Annotated in this window: 16 protein-coding genes; 1 reads left to right on the forward strand and 15 read right to left on the reverse strand. The window is 41.5% G+C overall.

The features are described 5' to 3' along the window. Positions 1-203 precede the first annotated feature (203 nt). The 14 genes from FC093_RS20505 to mraZ form a co-directional block, all read right to left on the reverse strand. Complete coding sequence (locus FC093_RS20505) at positions 204-914, reverse strand: energy transducer TonB (RefSeq protein ID WP_137263688.1); 711 nt, start codon at positions 912-914, stop codon at positions 204-206. Between the two features lie 247 nt (positions 915-1,161). After that, complete coding sequence (ftsZ, locus tag FC093_RS20510; protein ID WP_137263689.1) at positions 1,162-3,087, reverse strand: cell division protein FtsZ; 1,926 nt, start codon at positions 3,085-3,087, stop codon at positions 1,162-1,164. A gap of 289 nt (positions 3,088-3,376) precedes the next feature. After that, a complete protein-coding gene (gene ftsA, locus FC093_RS20515) occupies positions 3,377-4,762 on the reverse strand; it encodes a cell division protein FtsA (RefSeq protein WP_137263690.1) in 1,386 nt (461 codons plus the stop codon). Positions 4,763-5,068: 306 nt separating this feature from the next. Further along, positions 5,069-6,121, reverse strand: a complete 1,053-nt coding sequence (locus tag FC093_RS20520) for a cell division protein FtsQ/DivIB (RefSeq protein ID WP_137263691.1) — start codon at positions 6,119-6,121, stop codon at positions 5,069-5,071. A 3-nt stretch (positions 6,122-6,124) separates the two neighbouring features. Further along, positions 6,125-7,528, reverse strand: a complete 1,404-nt coding sequence (murC, locus tag FC093_RS20525) for a UDP-N-acetylmuramate--L-alanine ligase (protein WP_137263692.1) — start codon at positions 7,526-7,528, stop codon at positions 6,125-6,127. Positions 7,529-7,571: 43 nt separating this feature from the next. Beyond that, positions 7,572-8,717, reverse strand: a complete 1,146-nt coding sequence (murG, locus tag FC093_RS20530; RefSeq protein ID WP_137263693.1) for an undecaprenyldiphospho-muramoylpentapeptide beta-N-acetylglucosaminyltransferase — start codon at positions 8,715-8,717, stop codon at positions 7,572-7,574. A 196-nt stretch (positions 8,718-8,913) separates the two neighbouring features. After that, positions 8,914-10,203 (reverse strand): FtsW/RodA/SpoVE family cell cycle protein, encoded by a 1,290-nt coding sequence (locus FC093_RS20535; protein ID WP_137263694.1) that lies wholly within the window; start codon positions 10,201-10,203, stop codon positions 8,914-8,916. 2 nt (positions 10,204-10,205) lie between these two features. Next, positions 10,206-11,597, reverse strand: coding sequence for a UDP-N-acetylmuramoyl-L-alanine--D-glutamate ligase (gene murD / locus FC093_RS20540; RefSeq protein ID WP_137263695.1), 1,392 nt, complete (start codon positions 11,595-11,597; stop codon positions 10,206-10,208). A 171-nt stretch (positions 11,598-11,768) separates the two neighbouring features. Next, positions 11,769-13,076 carry a phospho-N-acetylmuramoyl-pentapeptide-transferase gene (mraY, locus tag FC093_RS20545; protein ID WP_137263696.1) on the reverse strand — a complete coding sequence of 436 codons (1,308 nt, stop codon included), beginning with the start codon at positions 13,074-13,076 and terminating at the stop codon, positions 11,769-11,771. A 142-nt stretch (positions 13,077-13,218) separates the two neighbouring features. After that, positions 13,219-14,682: a UDP-N-acetylmuramoyl-L-alanyl-D-glutamate--2,6-diaminopimelate ligase gene (locus FC093_RS20550; RefSeq protein WP_137263697.1), complete on the reverse strand. Its 1,464-nt coding sequence runs from the start codon at positions 14,680-14,682 to the stop codon at positions 13,219-13,221. Positions 14,683-14,800: 118 nt separating this feature from the next. Continuing rightward, positions 14,801-16,936 (reverse strand): penicillin-binding protein, encoded by a 2,136-nt coding sequence (locus FC093_RS20555; RefSeq protein WP_240743389.1) that lies wholly within the window; start codon positions 16,934-16,936, stop codon positions 14,801-14,803. Positions 16,937-16,941: 5 nt separating this feature from the next. Beyond that, positions 16,942-17,265: an FtsL-like putative cell division protein gene (locus FC093_RS20560; RefSeq protein ID WP_206106643.1), complete on the reverse strand. Its 324-nt coding sequence runs from the start codon at positions 17,263-17,265 to the stop codon at positions 16,942-16,944. 127 nt (positions 17,266-17,392) lie between these two features. After that, on the reverse strand, positions 17,393-18,328 hold the full coding sequence (rsmH, locus tag FC093_RS20565) for a 16S rRNA (cytosine(1402)-N(4))-methyltransferase RsmH (protein ID WP_137263698.1): 936 nt from the start codon (positions 18,326-18,328) through the stop codon (positions 17,393-17,395). After that, on the reverse strand, positions 18,328-18,783 hold the full coding sequence (gene mraZ / locus FC093_RS20570) for a division/cell wall cluster transcriptional repressor MraZ (protein WP_137263699.1): 456 nt from the start codon (positions 18,781-18,783) through the stop codon (positions 18,328-18,330). The genes rsmH and mraZ overlap by 1 nt, the downstream gene beginning before the upstream one ends. 192 nt (positions 18,784-18,975) lie before the next feature. On the opposite strand from mraZ, the gene FC093_RS20575 reads away from it, so the two are divergent. Beyond that, a complete protein-coding gene (locus FC093_RS20575; protein WP_240743390.1) occupies positions 18,976-20,196 on the forward strand; it encodes an S-adenosylmethionine:tRNA ribosyltransferase-isomerase in 1,221 nt (406 codons plus the stop codon). 145 nt (positions 20,197-20,341) lie between these two features. Here the strand turns inward: FC093_RS20575 and FC093_RS20580 are convergent, their stop codons facing one another. Beyond that, complete coding sequence (locus FC093_RS20580) at positions 20,342-21,580, reverse strand: M16 family metallopeptidase (RefSeq protein WP_137263700.1); 1,239 nt, start codon at positions 21,578-21,580, stop codon at positions 20,342-20,344. Positions 21,581-21,679: the final 99 nt, after the last annotated feature.

Below are 21,679 nucleotides of genomic sequence, written 5' to 3' on the forward strand. Positions count from 1 at the left end.
TGATGCCATACTTTTGAGCAAGCTGTCTGAAGCCCACTCCCTGCGTTAAATACTCTGTAATAATTTGTGTTTTTAAATCCATAAATAGGCTGTTTTTTAGTCAACCTATTTCAGGACGAGACATACAAATGTCGAATGACATTCGTCAGCCTAAGTATTGGCAATACCTGTGTTGGCTGCTGTGTTGTTCTCATAAAGTAAGTTCATAATTCTTTGTACTCAATTTCTAATTCAACGTAAAATTCAACATTTCGTCCGGCTTGAATAGCAGGGTGCCAGGGATGCATCATTTTTAATGTATTAATTACTACTGTGTCAATAGTGTTGCTTATGCCCTTTATTAATCTGATATTTTCAAGAATTCCTTTTTTATCTATTAACAATCCTACTTTAATAGTTCCGTCAAAATGTGGATAAGTAAGACTATCATAAATCCTTTTAAAATCTTTATCTAAATCTTCCCTTTTGTTACGATAAGAATACTTTGCAGGAATTTCTATGAGTATGTCTTTTGGACAATAATAATCTTTAACACTGTCGTCTTTATACCATCGCTTTATTAAATCTGAATCTTCACTATCAATTGTGTTGAGATTGTCAGTTTTAGTTTCAATGAAGTACGAAGGAATATTTGGAATCAAGAAAAAGTTTATAGTGTCATTTCCCGAAAGTATTTCAGTTTGCTTTTGAAATGAAATGTGATTACAAATCAAAGTGTCATGTTTGTAGGGTGTCTGAAATGTAAAAAATCCCTCCTTATCACTACAAAAACTCACACCTGTTTTCATACTTTTAATGGTTGCATAAGAAACTACATTTCCTGACACATCAAAAACTCTTCCTTTTATAGTATAGTATTGGCAATAGCCAGTGATGGATAGAATAAGGAATAATTTTAAAAGGATAAGCTTCATGATTATAAGATGCAACCGAGATAACTTTCCACATGGCAGCTAACACAAATATTATACGAACTTCTAATTCCGCCAAAACGTTTTACGCTGCTAAGTACCAACCTATTTGTATTCGCTTCTTTTTATTTATAAAGTTCGCCAATGCATTTATACGTAATCTCTTTTATTTATAAGTAGTACCTTTTTAAACAAAAAAATCCCCGGTAAAACAACCGGGGACTACAACTAAAAACACGATCATAACATACTAATCGGGCTTCTTGCCGTCTAAAAAGGTATTGAGTGTAGATAACTGCGTTTCGTTGTTATCATCTTTATTCACCGTTACTTTACTGTAATAGTTTTCTGCCGAAGCGAGTGAATTGCCAAACAACTCCATGTTGCGGCGCACGTAAGCAGGCACGTTATCAAATTCATTGCTTACTTCGGGACTGCTCATGTTGTAAGACAAATTGCGCAGCTTGGCAAGACGTTCCTGTGCACGTAATCTTTTTTCCTCTTCTTCGTTGCTCATGCCATAGTGCGGGTGCGCTACCTGTGGCTGCGGAGCAGGCGGTGTAGCGGGCGAGGTTTCTTTTATCACCAACTCCATCATAGGTGCTTCCTCTTCTGCCGGCTCCTGCTGCTTGGGCTGCGGCGCAACAGGCTTAGGCATTTCTTGCTGTGGCTGCGATGGTGTATAAGAAGGTCGCTGCACTTCGGGTTGCGGTGGTGTAAAAGCTGCTGGTCTTGGCGCCTGCGGCTGCTGTACATAGGGTTGCTGCTTAGTAGGTGCTTCCGGCTGCTTAGGCTGTTGCGGCTTAGCGGCTTCTGCATATACGTTGGAAGGACGGTGTAAGAAACCGTTGGTATATGTATTAACAGCAGGTTGCGGCTGATTAGCAGGCTTTTCGGTATATTCCATACGGTAAGGCAGTGGCTCTTCTTCTTTTGGCTGCGGCAAGGTTGGTGCCTGCGGCTCTATAAAATCAAAGTGCAATACCATACTTTCTTCCTGCTCTCCCTTCACTTCAGGCGCGGCTTTTACAAACGGTTCCGGGCTATTTTCGGAGAGTGTTGGCATTAGCGGGTTGGCTGGCTTGGCAGGCTGCTGTACACCATTAGCATACTGCTTTTTTTCTTCGCCTTCCACGCCCAGGGTCATAATGATTTTTTCTTCTTTCGGCTCCGGCTTCTTTTGGGGAGGTTCTATTTTAGCAAACGGATCGCGTTGCTCAAAACCGGTAGCAATCAGCGTAATACCAATTTTATCATCCAGGTTATTATCGTAACCCATACCTACTATCACATCCGAAAATTCACCGGCTTGCGTGCGAAGGTGATTGTTGATGATTTCCAATTCGTCCATCGTACATTCATTCTCCCCTTCGGCACTGTTGATGTTGATAAGAATCCACTTGGCACCACGAATATCATTATCATTCAACAGCGGCGAGTTCAATGCTTCTTCTATCGCACGTTGTGCACGGTTTTCACCACCCACTGCCGATGAGCCAAGGATAGCTACGCCACCATTTTTCATTACGGTGCATACATCGGCAAAGTCAACTATAATATGACCGCGGCTGTTGATAATATCAGTAATGCATTTGGCAGCAGTTGCTAATATATTATCAGCTTTGCCAAATGCTTCACGCATTTTGAGATTGCCATATTGCATGCGCAATTTATCGTTGCTGATAACCAGTAAGGTATCTACAAACGGCTCCAACTGGCGAATACCATTTTCGGCTTGCGCAATGCGGCGCGGACCTTCAAACGGAAATGGTGTAGTAACGATACCCACCGTAAGAATGCCCAGTTCGCGGCATATCTTGGCAATGATAGGAGCGCCGCCGGTACCGGTACCGCCGCCCATGCCTGCACAGATGAATGCCATGCGGGTATTTACTTCCAATATACGTTTAATTTCTTCGAGCGACTCTTCAGTGGCTTGCTTACCAACTTCGGGGTTGGCGCCGGCACCTAATCCCGCTGTGAGATGTGGCCCAAGCTGAATTTTATTAGGTATTCTACTTTGCTCCAATGCTTTAGCATCCGTATTGCAAATAATAAAGTCAACGCCTTCTATGCTTTCGCCATACATGTAATTAACGGCATTGCTTCCACCACCGCCTACACCCAGCACCTTGATGATAGAAGACTTTTGTTTTGGCAAATCAAAATGAATCATAGTATGTTTTGTTTAGTTGTTGTAATGATGTGTGCCCTTTAGTTGTATGTTGAACCTTCCTGAACGGTAATAATAGAGCTTTAGTTGTGCCCTGCGAAGTAAAAGTTTTAAATGTGAAAAGAATGGTTTGAAGCGCGTTTTTTTTCAACTATATGCAAATTTTTTATTTTCTTTTCTGGTGAAAAATACCTGCATATTCTGTAATCAATTAAAATAGGATAAGGAATGTTTTTATTAAAATAATGCAACTCATTTCATAATAAAAACATTCCTTATTTATAAAGTCCTTTTATTTCATTTCCCGGTCGCCTTCTTCTTTAAATAGATCAATGATGCTGTCTTTAAACTTATCCCAAAAAGAATTCAATCCTTTTTTGCGCTGGGCAACATCTACCGCTACTGGTTCTGCTGCCAATTGCTCTTTTTGCGGAGCAAAGTCTTCTTCTTTCTTCAATCCTCTCGGCACTTCCGTTGTACGGGCAAAGCTATCGTCAAAATCTTTCTTGTTGTGCTCGTAATCGTTGTAGCCTTTTAATATCAAACCAATACACGTAGCATACATTGGTTTCTTCAATTCATCCACGTGGTTAGCTGCCAGGTGTTCGTTAGGCAAGCCAATTCTTGCATTCAATCCGGTAGTATATTCTGTAAGTTGAATTAAATGTTTTAATTGGGAGCCGCCACCCGTTAAGATGATACCGCCATTCAACATTTTATCCAACCCGATTTGTTTAAGATGATAGGTTACAAAATCGAGTATTTCGCTCATTCTTGCCTGGATAATATTTGCCAGATTTTTTACACTGATTTCTTTGGCAGGCATGCCTTTTAAACCCGGAATGGTAATAAAGGCATTGGCTTTTGTTTCTTCGGCCAACGCACTGCCAAATTGTACCTTCATTGCTTCAGCTTGTCCTTTTAAAACACCTAAACCCATGCGTATATCATTGGTGATATTTTCGCCACCAAATGGTATAACGGCAGTGTGTTTTAAAATACCATCATAAAATACTGCAAGGTCACTGGTGCCGCCGCCGATATCCAATATAGCTACGCCGGCTTCCATGTCCACGTCGCTCATTACCGCAGCAGCGGAAGCAAGCGGTTGCAACACCAAATCTTTTACTTTCAAATGGCTACGCTCCACCGCACGGTTGATGTTGCGAATGGCATTCCTGTCGCCGGTGATGATATGAAAATTGGCGCCTACTTTCACGCCGTTAAAACCTACGGGGTCTTTGATGTTTTGAAAATTATCTACGTGAAAATCCTGCGGGATAACTTCAATAATCTGGTCGCCGGCAGGTATAAAAGTCTTGCGCTGATTTTCTATCAGCATTTCAATTTCAGCATGATTAATTTCGGTATCACTGGTTTGCCTTACCATGTCTCCGCGTGTTTGGAGGCTTTTGATATGATGACCGGCAACACCCACATATACCTCTTTTATTTCGAGATCGGGATTGCTGTCGTAGCAGGCAGTCAGCGCCTGCTGAATAGCTTTGATAGTCTGGTCAATGTTCAGTACCTGTCCGTGCTGTACACCATTGCTGTTAGCACGTCCAAAGCCTAAGATTTCCAGTTTGCCGTATTCGTTTTTTCGCCCGGCAATAGCAGCAATTTTTGTAGTGCCAATATCCAATCCTACAATGATAGGAGCTTCTTGCGTACTCATATATATGTTTTTAGTTGTATCGTAATTCACCTATGCCAATCCTCACGTATCTTTTATCTGTTTTTTAAAAACGAAGGTTTACAAATTCACACAATCATGCATTTTGGCTTACTGATCTTATGTGGCTTGATCAGGCATTTGTACTTCAATTTTCTTTTACGGCAACAAGGATATTATTTATGTTGGGCTCAAGGTTTTTCTTACTCCCACTTCGCAAACTATTCGTATGCAAAGACACAAATAATATAATGAAATATTTTACCGCGTGCACATTTTATACTGAATAAATTTTTTCTTCACACTATTTTATCCCGATGCCTTCTTATTGTTTCTCACTACTGCTTCCTTTGCCTCTTTTGCCGTTCTTTTTGTTGTAACCAGTGGTTTGTTGTGTTTGGTTGTATTATTCTGTTTAATACTTTTATTTACAACTACTGCATTCTTTTTTAGCTGTGCCAAAGAATCTGTTTTATTAGTAAGCAATGGTGGCGAAATGGCAATGACAGATGCTACGGCAACTGTATCCTTTGCGATGTCTGTTCTGCTACGCATGGCACTGATGAGCTGCAGCGCCTGCCCGGAATCAACGACTGATTTTGCTAAGCCTCTCCTTACTGCTACAATCTGCCCATTAAATTCAACCGAAATGGTTTCATATTTCTCAAAGCTTTGTCTTGACCATACTTGTTTATAAAAAGCAGTAAGCCGGTCAAACTTGGATTGCAGATTGTTGGCATTGCCGAGTTTTATTGTCTGATTGCCCAGCACCGGAATAATTTCAAACGTTTTATCGCGTGTAATGTTTACCTGCGCTACCTGTGCGCTCCAGAAAGAATCCTGCTGAATATGCAACGCAATCGTTTTTACATCATTCATCAATAAGCTATCTGGTTTGGACAGCTTTTTCCTGGTGGACGTAAATCCGGTAAACATCGGTACGCGGGCAGAATAATCATTGCTTAAAGGCAATTGCATACCACTGGTATCTATGTAAAAAGAGGTGCCTTGCAAAGTAAAAATTCTTGCCAGCGGCTCGTGTTCCTCTATACGTACATTCAACGCCTGGTTGTTATCAAAAAACAGTTCTGCATTGTAAATCCATGATTGTTGTTTTAATATATTTTCCAGTTGTTGCAAATGAATGTCTGACACTGGTTTACCTATTGCTGCACCATTCTTCTTCAGGATCTGTGTAATGTCTTTTTCATCTATAAAAACATGTCCTTTCACGCTTTCAATATTCACTTTTATATCGCTGCAAGGCAAATGCTTTTTGTATTGCATACCAGCCGTGAGCAAGCCGCAGAGGCACAAGCCCAATAGCCACCAAAGAGACGATATAATACGTTGTTTCCACATGTTTTATGCATTCATTAAAATATTTTTTACAGGTTGCACCAATGCATCAATATCACCGGCGCCACACATCACCAATAGTTTTGGCCTTTCTGTAGCTACTACCTGCAGCATCATTTCTTTAGATAAAATCCTCTTATTGCTAATAGTCATTTGATGAAAAATCAATTCACTTGTTACACCCGGTATGGGCAATTCTCTTGCCGGATAAACAGGCAGTAAAATTACCTCATCAGCAAGGCTCAGACTTTCAGCAAACTCCTTCGCAAAATCTTTTGTTCTGCTGAATAAGTGAGGCTGAAAAATAACCGTACATTTTTGACTGCCATACAAGCTGCGCACGCCTGTTATTAAAGCCCGTAACTCTTCAGGATGATGTGCGTAATCATCTATTAAAATGTGTTTCTCATTCTTAATAATGTATTCAAACCTGCGCTTAACCCCCTTAAAGTTGGCAACCGCTTTTGTTATCTTTTCATCATCAATATTTAGGTGTTTTGCAACGGTAATGGCGGCAATACTATTCTCAATATTATGCAGGCCGCCCATGTGCAAAACAACATCTTTCAATTGCCAGTTTTTATGAATGATATCATATTTATAAGAACCATTTTCTACCCGAATATTACGGGCAAATACATTTGCTTCTTCTTTATTAAAGCTATAGGTATAAACTGTTGCTGCTTGTAATTCGTTGCTGCGCTTCATACCATATTTCGCAACAATGCAACCGCCTTCTTTTACTTTTTGCGAGAATTGCACAAAGGCATCTTCCATGGCTTTGGCAGTGCCATAAATATCCAGGTGGTCGGGGTCCATGGCGGAGATGACTGCTACATCGGGCCGCAGTTTTAAAAACGAGCGGTCATACTCATCGGCTTCTACTACCACTACATTATTTTCACTGCTCCAAAAGTTTGTTTGATAGTTTGCAGAGATGCCACCGAGAAAGGCATTACAACCATATTCACTATCGCGCAGTAAATGTGCAATCATTGTGGTAATTGTTGTTTTGCCGTGTGTACCGGCAACACAAATGTTGAATGAATTAGCAGTTATCCATTGTAATACATCACTGCGCTTTAATACAGTATAATTGTGTTCTTTATAATAAACAAGTTCCTGATGATTGGCAGGAATGGCAGGTGTATAAACCACTGCATCTACGTTCTTCGGTATTGCATTTACATCTTCGTTGTAATGTATGGCAATGCCCAATGTTTCTAATGCTTGTGTAAGTGGGGTAGGAGTGCGGTCATAGCCACTCACAGCCGCACCTTTACTTTTAAAATAGCGCGCCAATGCACTCATACCAATGCCACCAATACCAATAAAGTAAAGCCCTCCCGCCCCCAAAGGGGAGCCTTTAGCAATATTGCCTTTTATATGTATGTTTTCCTGTTGTTCCATTAAAAATCAAATTCTTTAGTTAAACCGATCTTTCAAAGTCCCTTCAGGGATTTAGGGCATTTAATATTTTTATTGCAATCATATCCGCCGCATCAGTTACTGCCAACTTTGCAATATTGTGTTCTAATGCTCTTATTTTTTTATCATTAAAAATCAAATTAGTAACAGTAGGAAACAGCTTAGCTTGCGCTTCTTCGTCTTTCACCATCAAAGCTGCATTTCTATTAACCAGATGTTTGGCATTGGCAGTCTGATGGTCTTCGGCTGCAAACGGAAAAGGTACAAAAACTACTGCCTTTTTTGCAATGCACAATTCAGCAACCGCCATGGCACCCGAGCGCGAAATCACTACATCGGCAGCGGCATACGCTTTATCCATTTCCTGTATAAAATCGCCTACCCACACGCAAGGGTTATTTTTGCTGGCTTGTATGTACAGGTCGGCTGTAGTTTTGCCGGTTTGCCATATTAGTTGCAGGTTGAGCGGTCCCAACTCACTGATGTGCCTTGCAAGCACCTTGTTAATACTTCTTGCACCGAGGCTGCCACCAACAGCGAGGATGGTTTTTTTATTAGGGTCTAAACCAAAAAAACTCAATGCAGCCGCCTTAGATGCCGTTGATTCCATGATAGATTTCCGCACCGGGTTGCCGGTGATAACGATTTTATCTGCCGGAAAAAACTTTTCCATGCGTTCGCCGGCAACAAATATTTTAGTAGCATTTTTGCCTAATAATATATTGCTTTTGCCTGCAAATGAATTGCTTTCGTGTATAAAAGTGGGAATACCTTTTCGTTGTGCATAGCGCAACACCGGGAAAGAAGAATAACCGCCAACACCAATCACTGCATCGGGCTTGAAACGTTTGAAGATATTGCTGACCTGGATGAAGCTTTTTACCAGTTTATATGGCAGCGAAATATTTTTAATGAGCGAACCTCTTTCAAAGCCCGCAATATCCAAACCTTCGATCTTATACCCTGCCTGCGGTACTTTATCTATCTCCATTTTACCTTTGGCACCTACAAACAAAAACTGGGTATCCGGTCTTGTTTGTTTGATGGCATTGGCAATGGCGATAGCCGGAAAAATATGTCCACCTGTACCGCCACCTGCTACGATGATTCGTAGCGAAGAAGCCCCTGAAGGGGACTTTCGAGAACTTATATTTTTATTTAAATCCGTCATTAATATTCTATCAGCAGGCGCCTCACCTACCGAAATGATTTTGCTATTTTAAACTTTCCGGTGGGCAAGACACCCAACGGTAGAAAACCAGTACTTTATGCGCTTTTTATAATTAATCAGTTTATTAAAATATTACGTTTATGCCCTTTGCGTTTCCTGTGTCCCTTTATGCCTTTGTGGTTCAAAAAACTTGCACTTAAGCAGGTTGCAATGCCTTCTTTTCTTCTTTCATTTGCGCTGCCGGTGGCTCCACGTTCTTGCCTTCCAACTGCTCCACATTTCTTGCTACACTGAGTATAATTCCAATGGCTGCGCAGGTAAATAAAAATGAGCTTCCGCCCATACTCACCAGCGGCAATGTAACACCTGTAACCGGCGTGAGATTAACGCCTACTGCCATATTTGCCAGCGCCTGTATAATCATAGAAAAACTAAGCCCCAATGCCAGAAAAGCCCCAAACGCATACGGGCACCGCCTGAAAATATTGATGCAGCGAAACAAGAAAACCATGTAAATAAAAATGATAAATGCCCCGCCAATCAAACCATATTCCTCGATAATGATTGGAAAAATTTCATCGTTGTAAGCTTGAGGCAAAAAGTTGCGCTGACGGCTTTTGCCCGGTCCTAATCCATATAAAATGCTGCCATTGGCAATAGCAATATTTGCCTGCTCTACCTGGTAAGGAATGTCGTCATTACTGGCATACATAAAATCCTGCACACGGCTGACCCAGGTGCCAAATCTGCCCATAGAAGTAAGGCTTTCTGCTACTTTATTTTTAGAAGTTTCTTTTACGCCATCCGTAGTTTTGCCGGTATAGGTGAGCGCAGCAATACCAACAATTAACAGGATTGGTATTAATGCCACGCCAATTACCATCATCAGGTGCTTGCCATGTACACGACCAATGAATAATAATAACAACGAAGTAGCACCGGTAAGCAGTGCGTTGGAAAGATTTGCCGGCATGATTAAAGCACAGGTAATCATTATTGGAATAATCACCGGCAGGAAGCCTTTTTTAAAGTCTTTAATCACATGCTGCTTGCGGCTCAGTTCCCGCGAGATATACATAAACAAAGCTACTTTGGCAAAGTCGCTCGTTTGAAAAGTCATATTGATAACCGGCAGCTTTATCCAGCGGCTGCCTTCGTTTATTTCGGCGCCAAAGAACAAAGTATAAATCAGGAGCGGCACCGAAATAAGATATAGAATAAGCGCTACGCGCGAGTAAAATTTATAATTAACCAGATGTAAAAAATAAACGGCCAGTAACCCAACAATAATAAACGAAACTTGCTTAAAGAGGTACACTTCGGTATTGCCCTTGTACATTTTATACGCCAGCGACCCGGTGGCACTATATACCACCAGCACCGATGCGAGTGCCAGCAAGAGCACACTGCTCCAGATGTATTTATCCCCTTTCGCCTTTCGTTGCAAATGTTTGAAAGGCTCCTGTATATAAGCCAGTTCTGCCATTGTTATAATGCTTTTACCGCTTCTTTAAATTGCTTGCCACGGTCTTCGTAATTTTTAAATAAATCAAAAGATGCACATGCCGGGCTTAGCAATACCACATCGCCTTTCTCGGCGGCATCGAAAGAGGCCTGTACGGCATCGTGTGCGCTGGCTGTGTCAACAATCGGCACAATTTTATCAAACGCTGCATGAATCTTTGTATTGTCTACACCCATGCAAACGATGGTTTTTACTTTCTCTTTTACCAAGCTTTCCAGTATGCTGTAATCATTGCCCTTATCAGTGCCGCCTAATATTAGTATTACGGGCTTGGTCATACTTTCCAATGCAAACCACGTACTGTTGATATTCGTTGCTTTGCTGTCGTTGATAAATTCCACGCCACGCACTACCGCTACCGGCTCCATACGGTGCTCAAGGCTTTCAAATGTCTCTACCGCTTCGCGGATTTTTTCTTTGCGTATATCCATCGTCATAGCGGCTACGCCTGCTGCCATCGTGTTGTACTGATTGTGTTTGCCGGTTTGGGCAAAATCGTAAATGTTCATGCTTACGCGTTCTTCATTTACTTTAAGCATCATCTGGTCGCCTTTGATGTAGGCGCCTTTCTTGGGTTCTTGTTTCATGGTAAATGGCAATAAATTACTGGTTAATAATATGGTTTTCAACTTGTTTGTTATTACTTCATCGTCCAGGTTGTAGATGAAGTTGTCCTGTTCGTGCTGGTTTTGTACTATTTTAAATTTGCTGTCTATATATTTTTGAAAGCTGTAATCGTATCTGTCCAGATGGTCTTCGGTAATATTGAGTAACACGGCTACATCCGCTTTGAAATCTTTAATATCATCCAATTGAAAAGAACTGATTTCTGCTACATACAACGGCTTTGGATTTTCGGCTACCTGCTTGGCAAAAGAGTATCCAATATTGCCAACAAGCGCACAATCCAAACCTGCTTTTTGGCAGATGTAATAAATGAGCGAAGTAGTAGTGCTTTTGCCGTTGCTGCCGGTAACTGCTACAATCTTGCTCTCCCCTTTAAAGCGATACGCCAGCTCTATTTCACTGATGATTGGAATTTCTTTGGCACGTATCTTTTTCACCATCTCATTTTTCTCTGGTATGCCCGGACTCTTCACTATCTCATCAGCCATCAAAATCCTTTCTTCGGTATGCCGGCCTTCTTCAAATTCAATCCCGTTATCAATTAACTCCTGTTTGTAATGGTCCTTTATTTTGCCCCCATCGCTTACAAATACATGGTAGCCCCTTTGCTTGCCCAGCAAAGCCGCGCCCACGCCACTTTCGCCAGAGCCAAGCACTACTATATTCCAGCTCCATTGCGTTGTAGCTGGTGCATCTTGTAGGTGTGTATGTGTATAGGTCTCAGCCATTGTTTATAGCTTATGTTTTTTCTTTTTGATGACGAGCTCTGATGCTACTATTAAGCTGTTGGTGTGTCACTCCCCGCCTGACTGGCGTCAGTCGGACAGGACTTCAACACCTTTGCTCCCTTCCCTTCAGCAAGGCTTTCGGCTTTGCCTTCATTATTCCTTTTTCTAATATTATCTAATCTTCAATGTTGCTATGGAAAGCAGCACGCATAATATCGTTACTATCCAAAAGCGTATTGCTATTTTACTCTCATGAAATCCTTTCTTCTGATAATGATGATGCAGCGGGCTCATCAGAAAGATTCTTCGTCCTTCGCCATATTTTTTCCTGGTGTATTTAAAATAACTCACCTGCATAATCACACTTAGATTTTCTACCAGGAACACACCGCAAAAAATAGGAATCAGCAATTCTTTGCGCACGATGATTGCGAGTGATGCAATAATACCACCCAGTGCAAGGCTGCCGGTATCGCCCATAAATACTTGTGCCGGATAGGCATTATACCACAAAAAACCAACACATGCACCCACAAACGCACCTATAAAAATGGATAGTTCACCAAGGTTGGGTATGTACATAATGTTGAGATAATCTGCCCACAAAAAATTGCCGCTTACATATACAAAAATGCCAATGCCGGCACCGATAATTGCACTTACGCCGGCAGCTAATCCATCCAATCCATCCGTTAGATTGGCACCGTTGGATACAGCCGTAATAATGAGCGTTACAATAACGATATACACTATCCACGTATATTTTTCTGCACCTTCACCCATCCAGCTAATGAGTCTGCTATAATTAAACTCATGTGTTTTTACAAAGGGGATGGTAGTAATAGGTGTTTTTACTCTTGCAAAACGCACCGGCTTGCCATCTCTTATATGCACTACTTCATTCAGGGTGTGTTCGCCGGGGCGCACGCCGGATTCTACACCATTTTGCGTAATGATTTCTCTTTCCATCACCACATTGCTGTTGAAATACAGCGTAACACCTATAATGATTCCCAAGCCAACCTGACCGATAATTTTTGATAAACCAGCCAGCCCGTCACTATCTGTTTTTTTATATTGGATACCCTTTAACTGTGCTTCCTTACGGGCTTTTAGTTTAAAATAATCATCCAAAAAGCCAATAATACCCAGCCACACGGTGCATAATATCATCAGGCGGATATATACCTTGTCCAAATCGGCAAACAGCAACGTAGGTATCAGTATCGAAAGTAAAATGATGATGCCGCCCATTGTTGGTGTGCCTTTCTTTTGCTGCTCGCCCTGCAACCCGAGGTCGCGAACTGTTTCGCCAATCTGGTTGCGCTTTAATACATTAATCAACCGCTTGCCGTATATCGTGGCGATGGCTAACGACAATATGATTGCCATTACCGCACGAAAGGTGATGAACTGAAACAATCCGGCACCGCTCATGTGAAACTCTTTTCCCAGCCAGCCAAACAAATAATACAGCATCTTTATTAGTTAATAATTCTTTTTAGTTCTTTTAAGTTGATCGTTGGTGAATAACATATTATTTTTTACCAGTCATTTTTTCTTTTAGTTGATGATGAAGGTATTTTCTACTGTCATCTGTCAATCAGCAACTATCATCTCTTTATTTATTCAATTGTTCAAATGTCTTCTGCAACACAGCTTTGTCATCAAAAAGGTGCTTAACGCCTTTGATGTCCTGGTATTTCTCATGGCCTTTGCCTGCCACCAAAATGATGTCCTCTTTATTAGCCATTTCTACTGCCGTTGTTATCGCTTCTTTACGGTCAAGAATGGTTTTACTTTTCCTTTTGGCGGCACTATTCAAACCTTGTAGCATATCATCAATAATTTCCTGCGGGTCTTCGCTGCGGGGATTATCACTGGTGAGAATTACTTTATCGCTCAATTCGGCTGCAACCTGCGCCATCACTGGTCTTTTAGCTTTGTCCCTATCACCACCACAACCCACAACGGTAATTACCTGCTCGTAACCTTTGCGTAGTTTTTTGATAGTTGACAATACATTTTCCAATGCATCGGGTGTATGTGCGTAATCAACTATACCAATGATTTGCTTGTTGCTGATGACATAATCAAACCGGCCTTCAGCGCCCTGCAAGGCACTTAATATACGCAATACCTCATCGCTGTTTTCGCCGAGGCAAACAGCAGCGCCATATACGGCTAACAGGTTGTATGCGTTGAATTCTCCAATCAATCTAAAGTGTACCTCTTTATCATTCACCAGCATGATCAGGCCGGTTAGTGCATTTTCTAAAATCTTGCCTTTAAAATCTGCTACATTTTTTAAACTGTAATAATACTTATGTGCCTGTGTGTTTTGCAACATCACGGTTCCGCGCTTGTCATCCAGATTGGAAATGGCAAATGCAGAAGAAGGTAAATCATCAAAGAAGCTCTTCTTTACGCGGATGTATTCATCAAACGTTTTATGATAATCTAAATGATCGTGTGTGATGTTACTAAAAATAGCGCCCGTAAATTTCAATCCGGTAATGCGATGCTGATGAATAGCATGGCTGCTGCTCTCCATAAATACATACGTGCAGCCTGCTTCTACCATTTGTTTTAATAATGAATTTAAACTAACAGCATCCGGCGTGGTGTGTGTGGATGGCAATACCTGATTGCTTATCTGGTTTTGAACCGTGCTTAATAATCCACAGGTATAACCCAATTGCGCAAACAGCTTAAAAAGGAGCGTGGCAATAGTAGTCTTTCCGTTGGTACCGGTAACGCCCACCAGTTTCAGTTTGGCAGAAGGCTCATCATAAAAATTATGCGCTATGTAAGCCACTGCTTCACTAGTGTTACTTACTTTGATGTAGGTGATATTTTCCAGCAGCATCAACGGCAGTTCTTCACAAACAATGGCAATGGCTCCTTTTTCTATAGCTGTGGTGATAAAGTTATGTCCATCTGCAACTGTACCTCTTACTGCCACAAACAGCGAGCCTGCACTCACTTTACGCGAGTCAATCTGTACATCTTTCACCTCAATATTAGTTGCACCATTTACCTCTTGCAGATGCACCTTGTATAATATGTTTTGCAGATTTGCCATGTTTGTTTGTTGAACCACAGCGACACAAAGGCACGGAGTGGCACAGAGAATTATTATATATTTATATTCACATTTTCGTTGTGAACCGTTGTGTCGTTGTGACGCTGTGGTTCAACAGCTAATTCAATTCAATACTTACTACCTGACCTTTGCTGATTTTATTACCACTGCTAATGGATTGTGTAGTTACTTTTCCGGCACCTTTCACCCGAACTTTCAGTCCCATATTTTCGCACAGATAAACGGCATCTTTCAAGCCCATGCCTTGCAACGAAGGCATGACGGAAGCAGGCATTGTTTTGCCGGCTACGGCGGGTGCTTTTCCATTTTTATATACACTTATCCAATCGCTGTTCGTAGATGATGCTTTAAATGGAATGTCCAATGCGTTCATCACTTCAGATACATCGGTTTTCATTCCTATATAATTGTAACCAATGCTGTCATTTACTATATCGGTTGCGTATCGTATAGAATCGCTGTGTTGTACATACATGCTGTACAGGCGGTCGGATATTTCCTTGAAAACCGGCGCAGCCAACTGACCGCCAAAATGCAATGGCGCATACGGCTTTGTTTTGATAGCAACTATGCAGGTAAACTGTGGATTATCGGCGGGGAAATAGCCCACAAACGATGCTTGGTACACTCCATCGTTATAGCCGTATTTTCCATCAGCTACATGTGCAGTACCGGTTTTGCCGGCCACTTTATAAGGACAGTCTTTAAATATGGGTTTGCCGGTACCAAAAGCAGTAACTGCAAGCATACATTGCTGTGCGGCTTTTACTATGCCAGGCTTGCAAATACTTTCTCTTAACACAGTTGGCCCGTATTGTTTAATGATAGTACCATCGTTTTGTATGCTGTTTACAAGATAAGGCTTCATCATTTTACCACCATTGGCAATAGCATTATACAGCGTTAATGTTTGCAGCGGACTTATCTGTATGGCATATCCAAAACTCATGGTAACCATAGCGTGCAGGCCCTCGTTGCGGCGGTTCATACGCGGCAGGCGTGGCTTTGATTCGCCCAGTAAATCTATACCTGTTATGGTATCCAGCCGGAACTGATGCAGGTATTTCATAAACTTATCGGGCTGCTGTGCAAAAGTGTTGTACGCAATTTCGCTCATGCCAATGTTGGAGCTATGGGCAAAACATTCTGCTACCGTCATTACCGGCTTGGGCGAACGTTCTGCATCAGTTACTTCGCGTACGCCAACAAAGGCGGTGCCGGTGTTGCCTACTTTCACTACATCGTTGATGCTTGTTTTGCCTTCGCTCAATACCGCTAATAAAGTAGCCAGCTTAATAGTAGAACCCGGCTCTGTGGCACGCATGGCATAGTTGTAATCTTCCCAATAACTGCCATCGGGGCGGCGACCCAAATTTGCCATCGCTCTTATCTTGCCGGTCTTTGTTTCCATTACAATGCAGGTACCTGTTTGCGATTCGCTTTGCTGCATCATGTTCATCAAAGCATTCTCGGCAATCTCCTGTATGTGCACATTCAATGTGGTAATTACGTCTTTGCCATTCTCCGGTTCTATATCTAAAGCACCATCCACCGGCACACTCACGCCACCGCCGATGTAGCGTACCAAACGCTTGCCCGTTGTGCCTTTCAGCACACTGTCGTATGTTTGTTCCAGCCCTATTTTTTGTGCATTTTCCCTGTTTAATCCAATGGTCCTGTAGGCTAATAACTGGTAAGGATTGAGGCGAATACTTCTTACCTCAGCAATAAAGCCGCTCTTGTTCCTGCCCAACCTTACCAATGGGAACTGACGCAATTGCTGATACTCTTTAAAGCTTATTTTTCGCTTTAATAAAAAATATCTTGTCTTTTTTGCGTAGCCATTGCTTAGTATTTTTTTGTAAGCTGATCCTGATTTGTCTTTAAACAAATTGCTTAAACAATAGCTTAATGAATCCAAATTTTGCCGGAAAAGTTTACCACTTTTATCCCGCAATCCTTCTGCACCAAAGTCAACATAAATATCAAACTGCGGAATGCTGGTGCTGAGCATTTGTCCGTCTTCGCTATAAATAGTTCCGCGCTCGGCATCCAGCTCTACAATTTTTTGATGCATGCTATCGCTCATGCCGCGCCAATGTTCGCCCTGTACTTGTTGTATGTAAAAGGCTTTAGACATCACTACCACACACACCAGTATAATGGCAATAAAACACAGATATACCCTCCAGAGTATATCACGCTTTACTTCAATGGTGGATGTGTTTTTCAATGTCCTCAATTATTTTTAGTATCTGTTTTTTGTTCAACTACAATATGCACGGGCGGCTCTGCCGATACTTTCAAGCCCAATGGTGCAGTGGCTTTTATCATTTCTGTTTCACGGCTTTTATACATCAGGTCGCTCTTCACAGTTTTGTATTCGTACTGCAATTCCTTTAGTTGGTTGGCAGTGGTATTAATGTCTCTTACGGTTTTATCGGCTATATGTCCGTTGGCGATGTACAAAACAGCTAATACCGATAAGAACAAAAAGAAGGGTACATTGGCTGTTACCCATTTGTAATTCATTAAGCGGCGGAGTGAATGTTTTAATGCCATGTGGTTTTTGGATAATGATTAAACTGATTGTCTTCTGATATTACTGACGCGCTTATTACTGTCTTTACTTGTTGCTTTATCTTCTAAGTTTTGTTATTATTCTTCTTTTATGATTTCATAAATGCTATTAATCTTTCTCTGCTATCCTCAACTTCGCACTGCGGCTGCGGCTGTTCCGTTTCATCTCTTCTGCAGTTGGCACAATAGGCTTGCGGGTGATGATTTTAAAGCCGCTCTTCTTTTCCACTGTTTCAAACGGATTTTCATCTATTATTTCTTCAAAACTGCCCCGGCGAAAAAAGTTTTTTACCAGCCGGTCTTCAATGGAATGAAAGGTGATGACTGCTATGCGCCCGCCGGATTGTAACACCTGTGCAGACTGTTGCAGCAAATCTTTCAAAGCACCCATTTCATCATTTACTTCTATGCGCAGAGCCTGAAACACTTGCGCGAAGTATTTGTTGGGAGCACCTTTTACCACCGGCGACAGCATGGCCATCAAAGCGTTGGTTGTTTTAAAAGAACTGATTGTTCTGTTTTGAACAATGTGTCTGGCTAATGTTTTGGCGTTTGTTACTTCGCCCCATTGCTCAAACAGTTTATGTAATTGCTGCTCACTGTATGTTTGCAGTATATTCATTGCTGTTCCTTCCTGCCGCGCATCCATCCGCATGTCCAATGGTCCTTCAAACCTCGTAGAAAAACCGCGCGTAGCTTCGTTGAACTGATGACTGCTTACTCCCAAATCTGCCAGTAAACCGTTTATCTTTTCTATTTTGTACAAGCGCAAAAAACGCTGCAGGTGACGAAAATTCTGCGGTACAAAAATCACGCGTTCATCCTGCGGCACATTGCGCTGAGCATCTGCATCCTGGTCAAAGGCAATCAGCTTTCCCTTACTGCTTAATTTTCCCAGGATGCCCCTGCTATGACCGCCCCCACCAAACGTTGCATCAACATAAATTCCATCCGGTACTATACTCAATCCTTCCAATGCCTCGTGATACAAAACCGGAATGTGATAGTCATTACCGGCTGGTTGATTATGAGTTGCTTCCTTCATCAGATTGTTACATTATAATCAACCATTACATTCTTTGCGGTAAAGCTGAAACTTTCGCTATACGATTCGATGAGCTGTTTATATCTTGTGGTATCCCACACTTCTAATTTGTTTACTGCCGATGCCAGCGTAATATCTTTTTGCAAGCCTGCATATTCTTTTAAAGTCGGGGGTATCAGCAAGCGACCAGCACTATCCAATTCTACTTCGCTGGCGCTACCCAAAAAGAACCGGCGAAATTCCCTTACTTTGGGGTCGAAATCGTTTAACTGACTCAACTTATCGTATATGGGTTTCCAGCTTGATGACGGGTATAACCAAAGGCATTTTTCGGTGCCGCGGCATACCACAAATGTGCTTTCTCCTTCGGGTAATTGTTTTTTAAAACCGCCCGGCAGCAGAAAACGACCTTTGGGGTCAAGCGTGGATTCATATTCGCCAAGAAAGCCTGTCATCCGGTTTTGAATTATTATTTACTGACACAAAATAACACTTTTTCCCACTTTTAGTTCCAAAATCAGGCGGTTGATTTTATCCACCTTATCAAAAACGGCTGAAAGGCTTACGGGCATTGGCATTGGCGAAAAAATGCCCCAAAAGTGATGTGAATAGGTGTGCTTTTATTGTGGATAAATTGTGCACGATCAATGATGTTGCCCCAGGAAATATTGATTAAAGAATACACTTATCATCTGCCAGAAGAAAGAATTGCCATTCATCCATTGCCGGAAAGGGATAGGAGCAAGCTGTTGGTGTATAAAAGTGGTAAAATAGATGAACACACTTATGCACAACTTGCCGATTGCCTGCCTGCAGATAGCTTGCTGGTATTTAATAATACAAAGGTGATGGCGGTAAGATTACACTTTACCAAACACACCGGCAGCACCATAGAACTATTTTGTTTGGAACCAGCAGATGATTATCCTGATATAACAACAGCGATGTTGCAAAAAGGAAAAGTGCTATGGAAATGTTTGGTGGGTGGCGCTAAAAAGTGGAAAGAAGAAAGACTGAGTTGCAGTAAAGAAAATATGATATTAACTGCAAAAAAAGTAAAACAGGAAAAGGATTATTTTATCATTGAATTTGAGTGGAATGATACTACACTCAGCTTTGCCGATGTATTGCAACTATTGGGAACGATTCCTTTGCCCCCTTATTTAAACAGGGTAGCAGAGCAGGAAGATGAAGAACGGTATCAAACCATTTATGCAAAGTATAATGGTTCGGTAGCAGCACCAACAGCAGGCTTACATTTCACCGAAAACTTATTTGAAAAATTACAGGCAAGGGGTATTCAAAAAGATTTTGTTACGCTACACGTGGGCGCGGGTACTTTCAAACCTGTAAAAACAGAAAGCATTGCGGAGCACGATATGCATGCCGAGTTTATTGAAGTAAGTACCGCTTTTATTGAGCACCTTATTCAATATCTCCCAAAAACAATTGTTGCAGTGGGTACTACTTCGTTGCGTACTATAGAAAGTTTGTATTGGATGGGCGTGAAGGTGATTGGTAATGAAAATATTTTAGCGGAAAATATTAGTGTAATGCAATGGGAGGCTTATCATCTGCCACAAGATATTACTCCCGCAGATGCCTTGCAATCTTTATTGAACTGGATGAAAAAAATGCAAATAGAAAAGCTAATCACTAAAACTAAAATTTTAATTGCGCCCGGCTATCAACTGCGCATTGCAAAAGCATTAATTACCAATTTTCATCAACCGCAAAGCACGTTGTTGTTGTTGATTGCAGCTATTGTAGGCGATGATTGGAAAAGAATTTATGCATATGCTTTAGCAAATGATTTTCGTTTTTTGAGTTATGGGGATGGAAGTTTATTGTGGAAGCGGGAGGAGTAATTACATTCAACAAAGTAATTTTTAAAGTGATATACCCCTCATTCTGTAATTGCACCTAATGCATACTTGCATTACTTTGGTCTAAGCGGCAACATTTACAGAATGAGGCGATAATTTTGCAATCTGTGTATAAATAATAATACAACTACCGCTTACTATAGTACCGCAATGTATTGCTATTGTTCACATCAAATATTTGCCGGCTGTATTGTTGAATTTCTGCTGCCGTAATTGCCTGGTATTTACTTAATTCTTCATTCATCAGATCCGCATTGCCGAGCAGTTCATAATACGCCAAACTATTGGCACGACTCATAATCGTCATGTCTTCAAAGGCAATCATGCTTTCGGTTTTATTCTTTACTTTTTGCAGTTCTGTTTCGGTTACGAGTGTATCTTTTATTTTTTCCAGTTCTTCGTCAATCGCCTGTTCTGCTTCTTCCATCGTTCTGCCTTTTACCAGCTTGCCTTCTATTGCCAGCAAGCCTTTATCGGTGCTGCCAAAATGATAGCAATCAATATTGCTAAACAATTGCTGCTCTTTTACCAATGATTGATACAAGCGCGAAGAACCACCACCGCCTAAAATCTCGGTTATCATTTCGGTTACATAATAACCTTTCTCCAATCGACTGTCCATGTGCCACGTTTTATACAAGGCATCCAGTGGTACATCGGCATACACCTCTAAATAACGTGGAGCGGTTTGCTTTGGTTCTTCGGGTAAATAGCGGGTATATTTGGTGCCCGCATCAATAGGTCCAAACCATTTTTCAGCCAGGCGTTTTACTTCATCTGTTGTTACTTTTCCGGCTACTACCAGCACTGCATTGGCAGGTGTATAATGTTTAAAGAAAAAACTTTTTACGTCTTCCAGCTTTGCTTTTTCTATGTGCTCCAGGTTTTTGCCGATCGTCATCCATTGATAAGGATGAACTCTATATGCCAGCTCGCGCATTTTGTGCCACGCATCCCCGTAAGGTTTATTAATATAATGCTCTTTAAATTCTTCGCACACCACTTTGCGCTGCACATCCAAACTCCTTTTCGAAAAAGCAAGACTCAACATCCGGTCGCTTTCCAGCCAAAAGGCCGTTTCTATGTTTTCTGCAGGCAACTGGCAGTAATAATTCGTAAGATCGTTGGTAGTATAAGCATTGTTTTCGCCGCCGGCTTTTTGCAACGGTTCGTCATAATCTTTTATATGGATGCTGCCGCCAAACATCAGGTGCTCAAAAAGGTGTGCAAAACCTGTTTTGTTGGGGTCTTCATCTCTTGCGCCTACATCGTACATTACATTTACCACTGCCATGGGAGTAGAATGATCTTCATGCACCAAAACTCTTAATCCATTATCTAAAACAAATCGGTTGAATGCTATCATAAGGCGGCAAAAATATTATAAATAGTGCTTTGTTGGGTGGTGAATTGTGAATGGCGAGTGTAGGGAGATGACAGATGGAGGTTGCCGGATAACAGCCTC

It is taken from the genome of Ilyomonas limi (assembly GCF_005233845.1).
GTDB lineage: Bacteria > Bacteroidota > Bacteroidia > Chitinophagales > Chitinophagaceae > Ilyomonas > Ilyomonas limi.

Coding starts and splice junctions, on each gene's coding strand:
- FC093_RS20550 (WP_137263697.1), bottom strand. CDS start 14,682: ATGGCAAATCTGCAAAACATATTATACAAGGTGCATCTGCAAGAGGTA.
- FC093_RS20505 (WP_137263688.1), bottom strand. CDS start 914: ATGAAGCTTATCCTTTTAAAATTATTCCTTATTCTATCCATCACTGGC.
- rsmH (WP_137263698.1), bottom strand. CDS start 18,328: ATGAAGGAAGCAACTCATAATCAACCAGCCGGTAATGACTATCACATT.
- murD (WP_137263695.1), bottom strand. CDS start 11,597: ATGGCTGAGACCTATACACATACACACCTACAAGATGCACCAGCTACA.
- ftsA (WP_137263690.1), bottom strand. CDS start 4,762: ATGAGTACGCAAGAAGCTCCTATCATTGTAGGATTGGATATTGGCACT.
- mraZ (WP_137263699.1), bottom strand. CDS start 18,783: ATGACAGGCTTTCTTGGCGAATATGAATCCACGCTTGACCCCAAAGGT.
- FC093_RS20580 (WP_137263700.1), bottom strand. CDS start 21,580: ATGATAGCATTCAACCGATTTGTTTTAGATAATGGATTAAGAGTTTTG.
- murG (WP_137263693.1), bottom strand. CDS start 8,717: ATGACGGATTTAAATAAAAATATAAGTTCTCGAAAGTCCCCTTCAGGG.
- murC (WP_137263692.1), bottom strand. CDS start 7,528: ATGGAACAACAGGAAAACATACATATAAAAGGCAATATTGCTAAAGGC.
- FC093_RS20520 (WP_137263691.1), bottom strand. CDS start 6,121: ATGTGGAAACAACGTATTATATCGTCTCTTTGGTGGCTATTGGGCTTG.
- mraY (WP_137263696.1), bottom strand. CDS start 13,076: ATGCTGTATTATTTGTTTGGCTGGCTGGGAAAAGAGTTTCACATGAGC.
- FC093_RS20535 (WP_137263694.1), bottom strand. CDS start 10,203: ATGGCAGAACTGGCTTATATACAGGAGCCTTTCAAACATTTGCAACGA.
- FC093_RS20575 (WP_240743390.1), top strand. CDS start 18,976: ATGATGTTGCCCCAGGAAATATTGATTAAAGAATACACTTATCATCTG.
- FC093_RS20560 (WP_206106643.1), bottom strand. CDS start 17,265: ATGGCATTAAAACATTCACTCCGCCGCTTAATGAATTACAAATGGGTA.
- ftsZ (WP_137263689.1), bottom strand. CDS start 3,087: ATGATTCATTTTGATTTGCCAAAACAAAAGTCTTCTATCATCAAGGTG.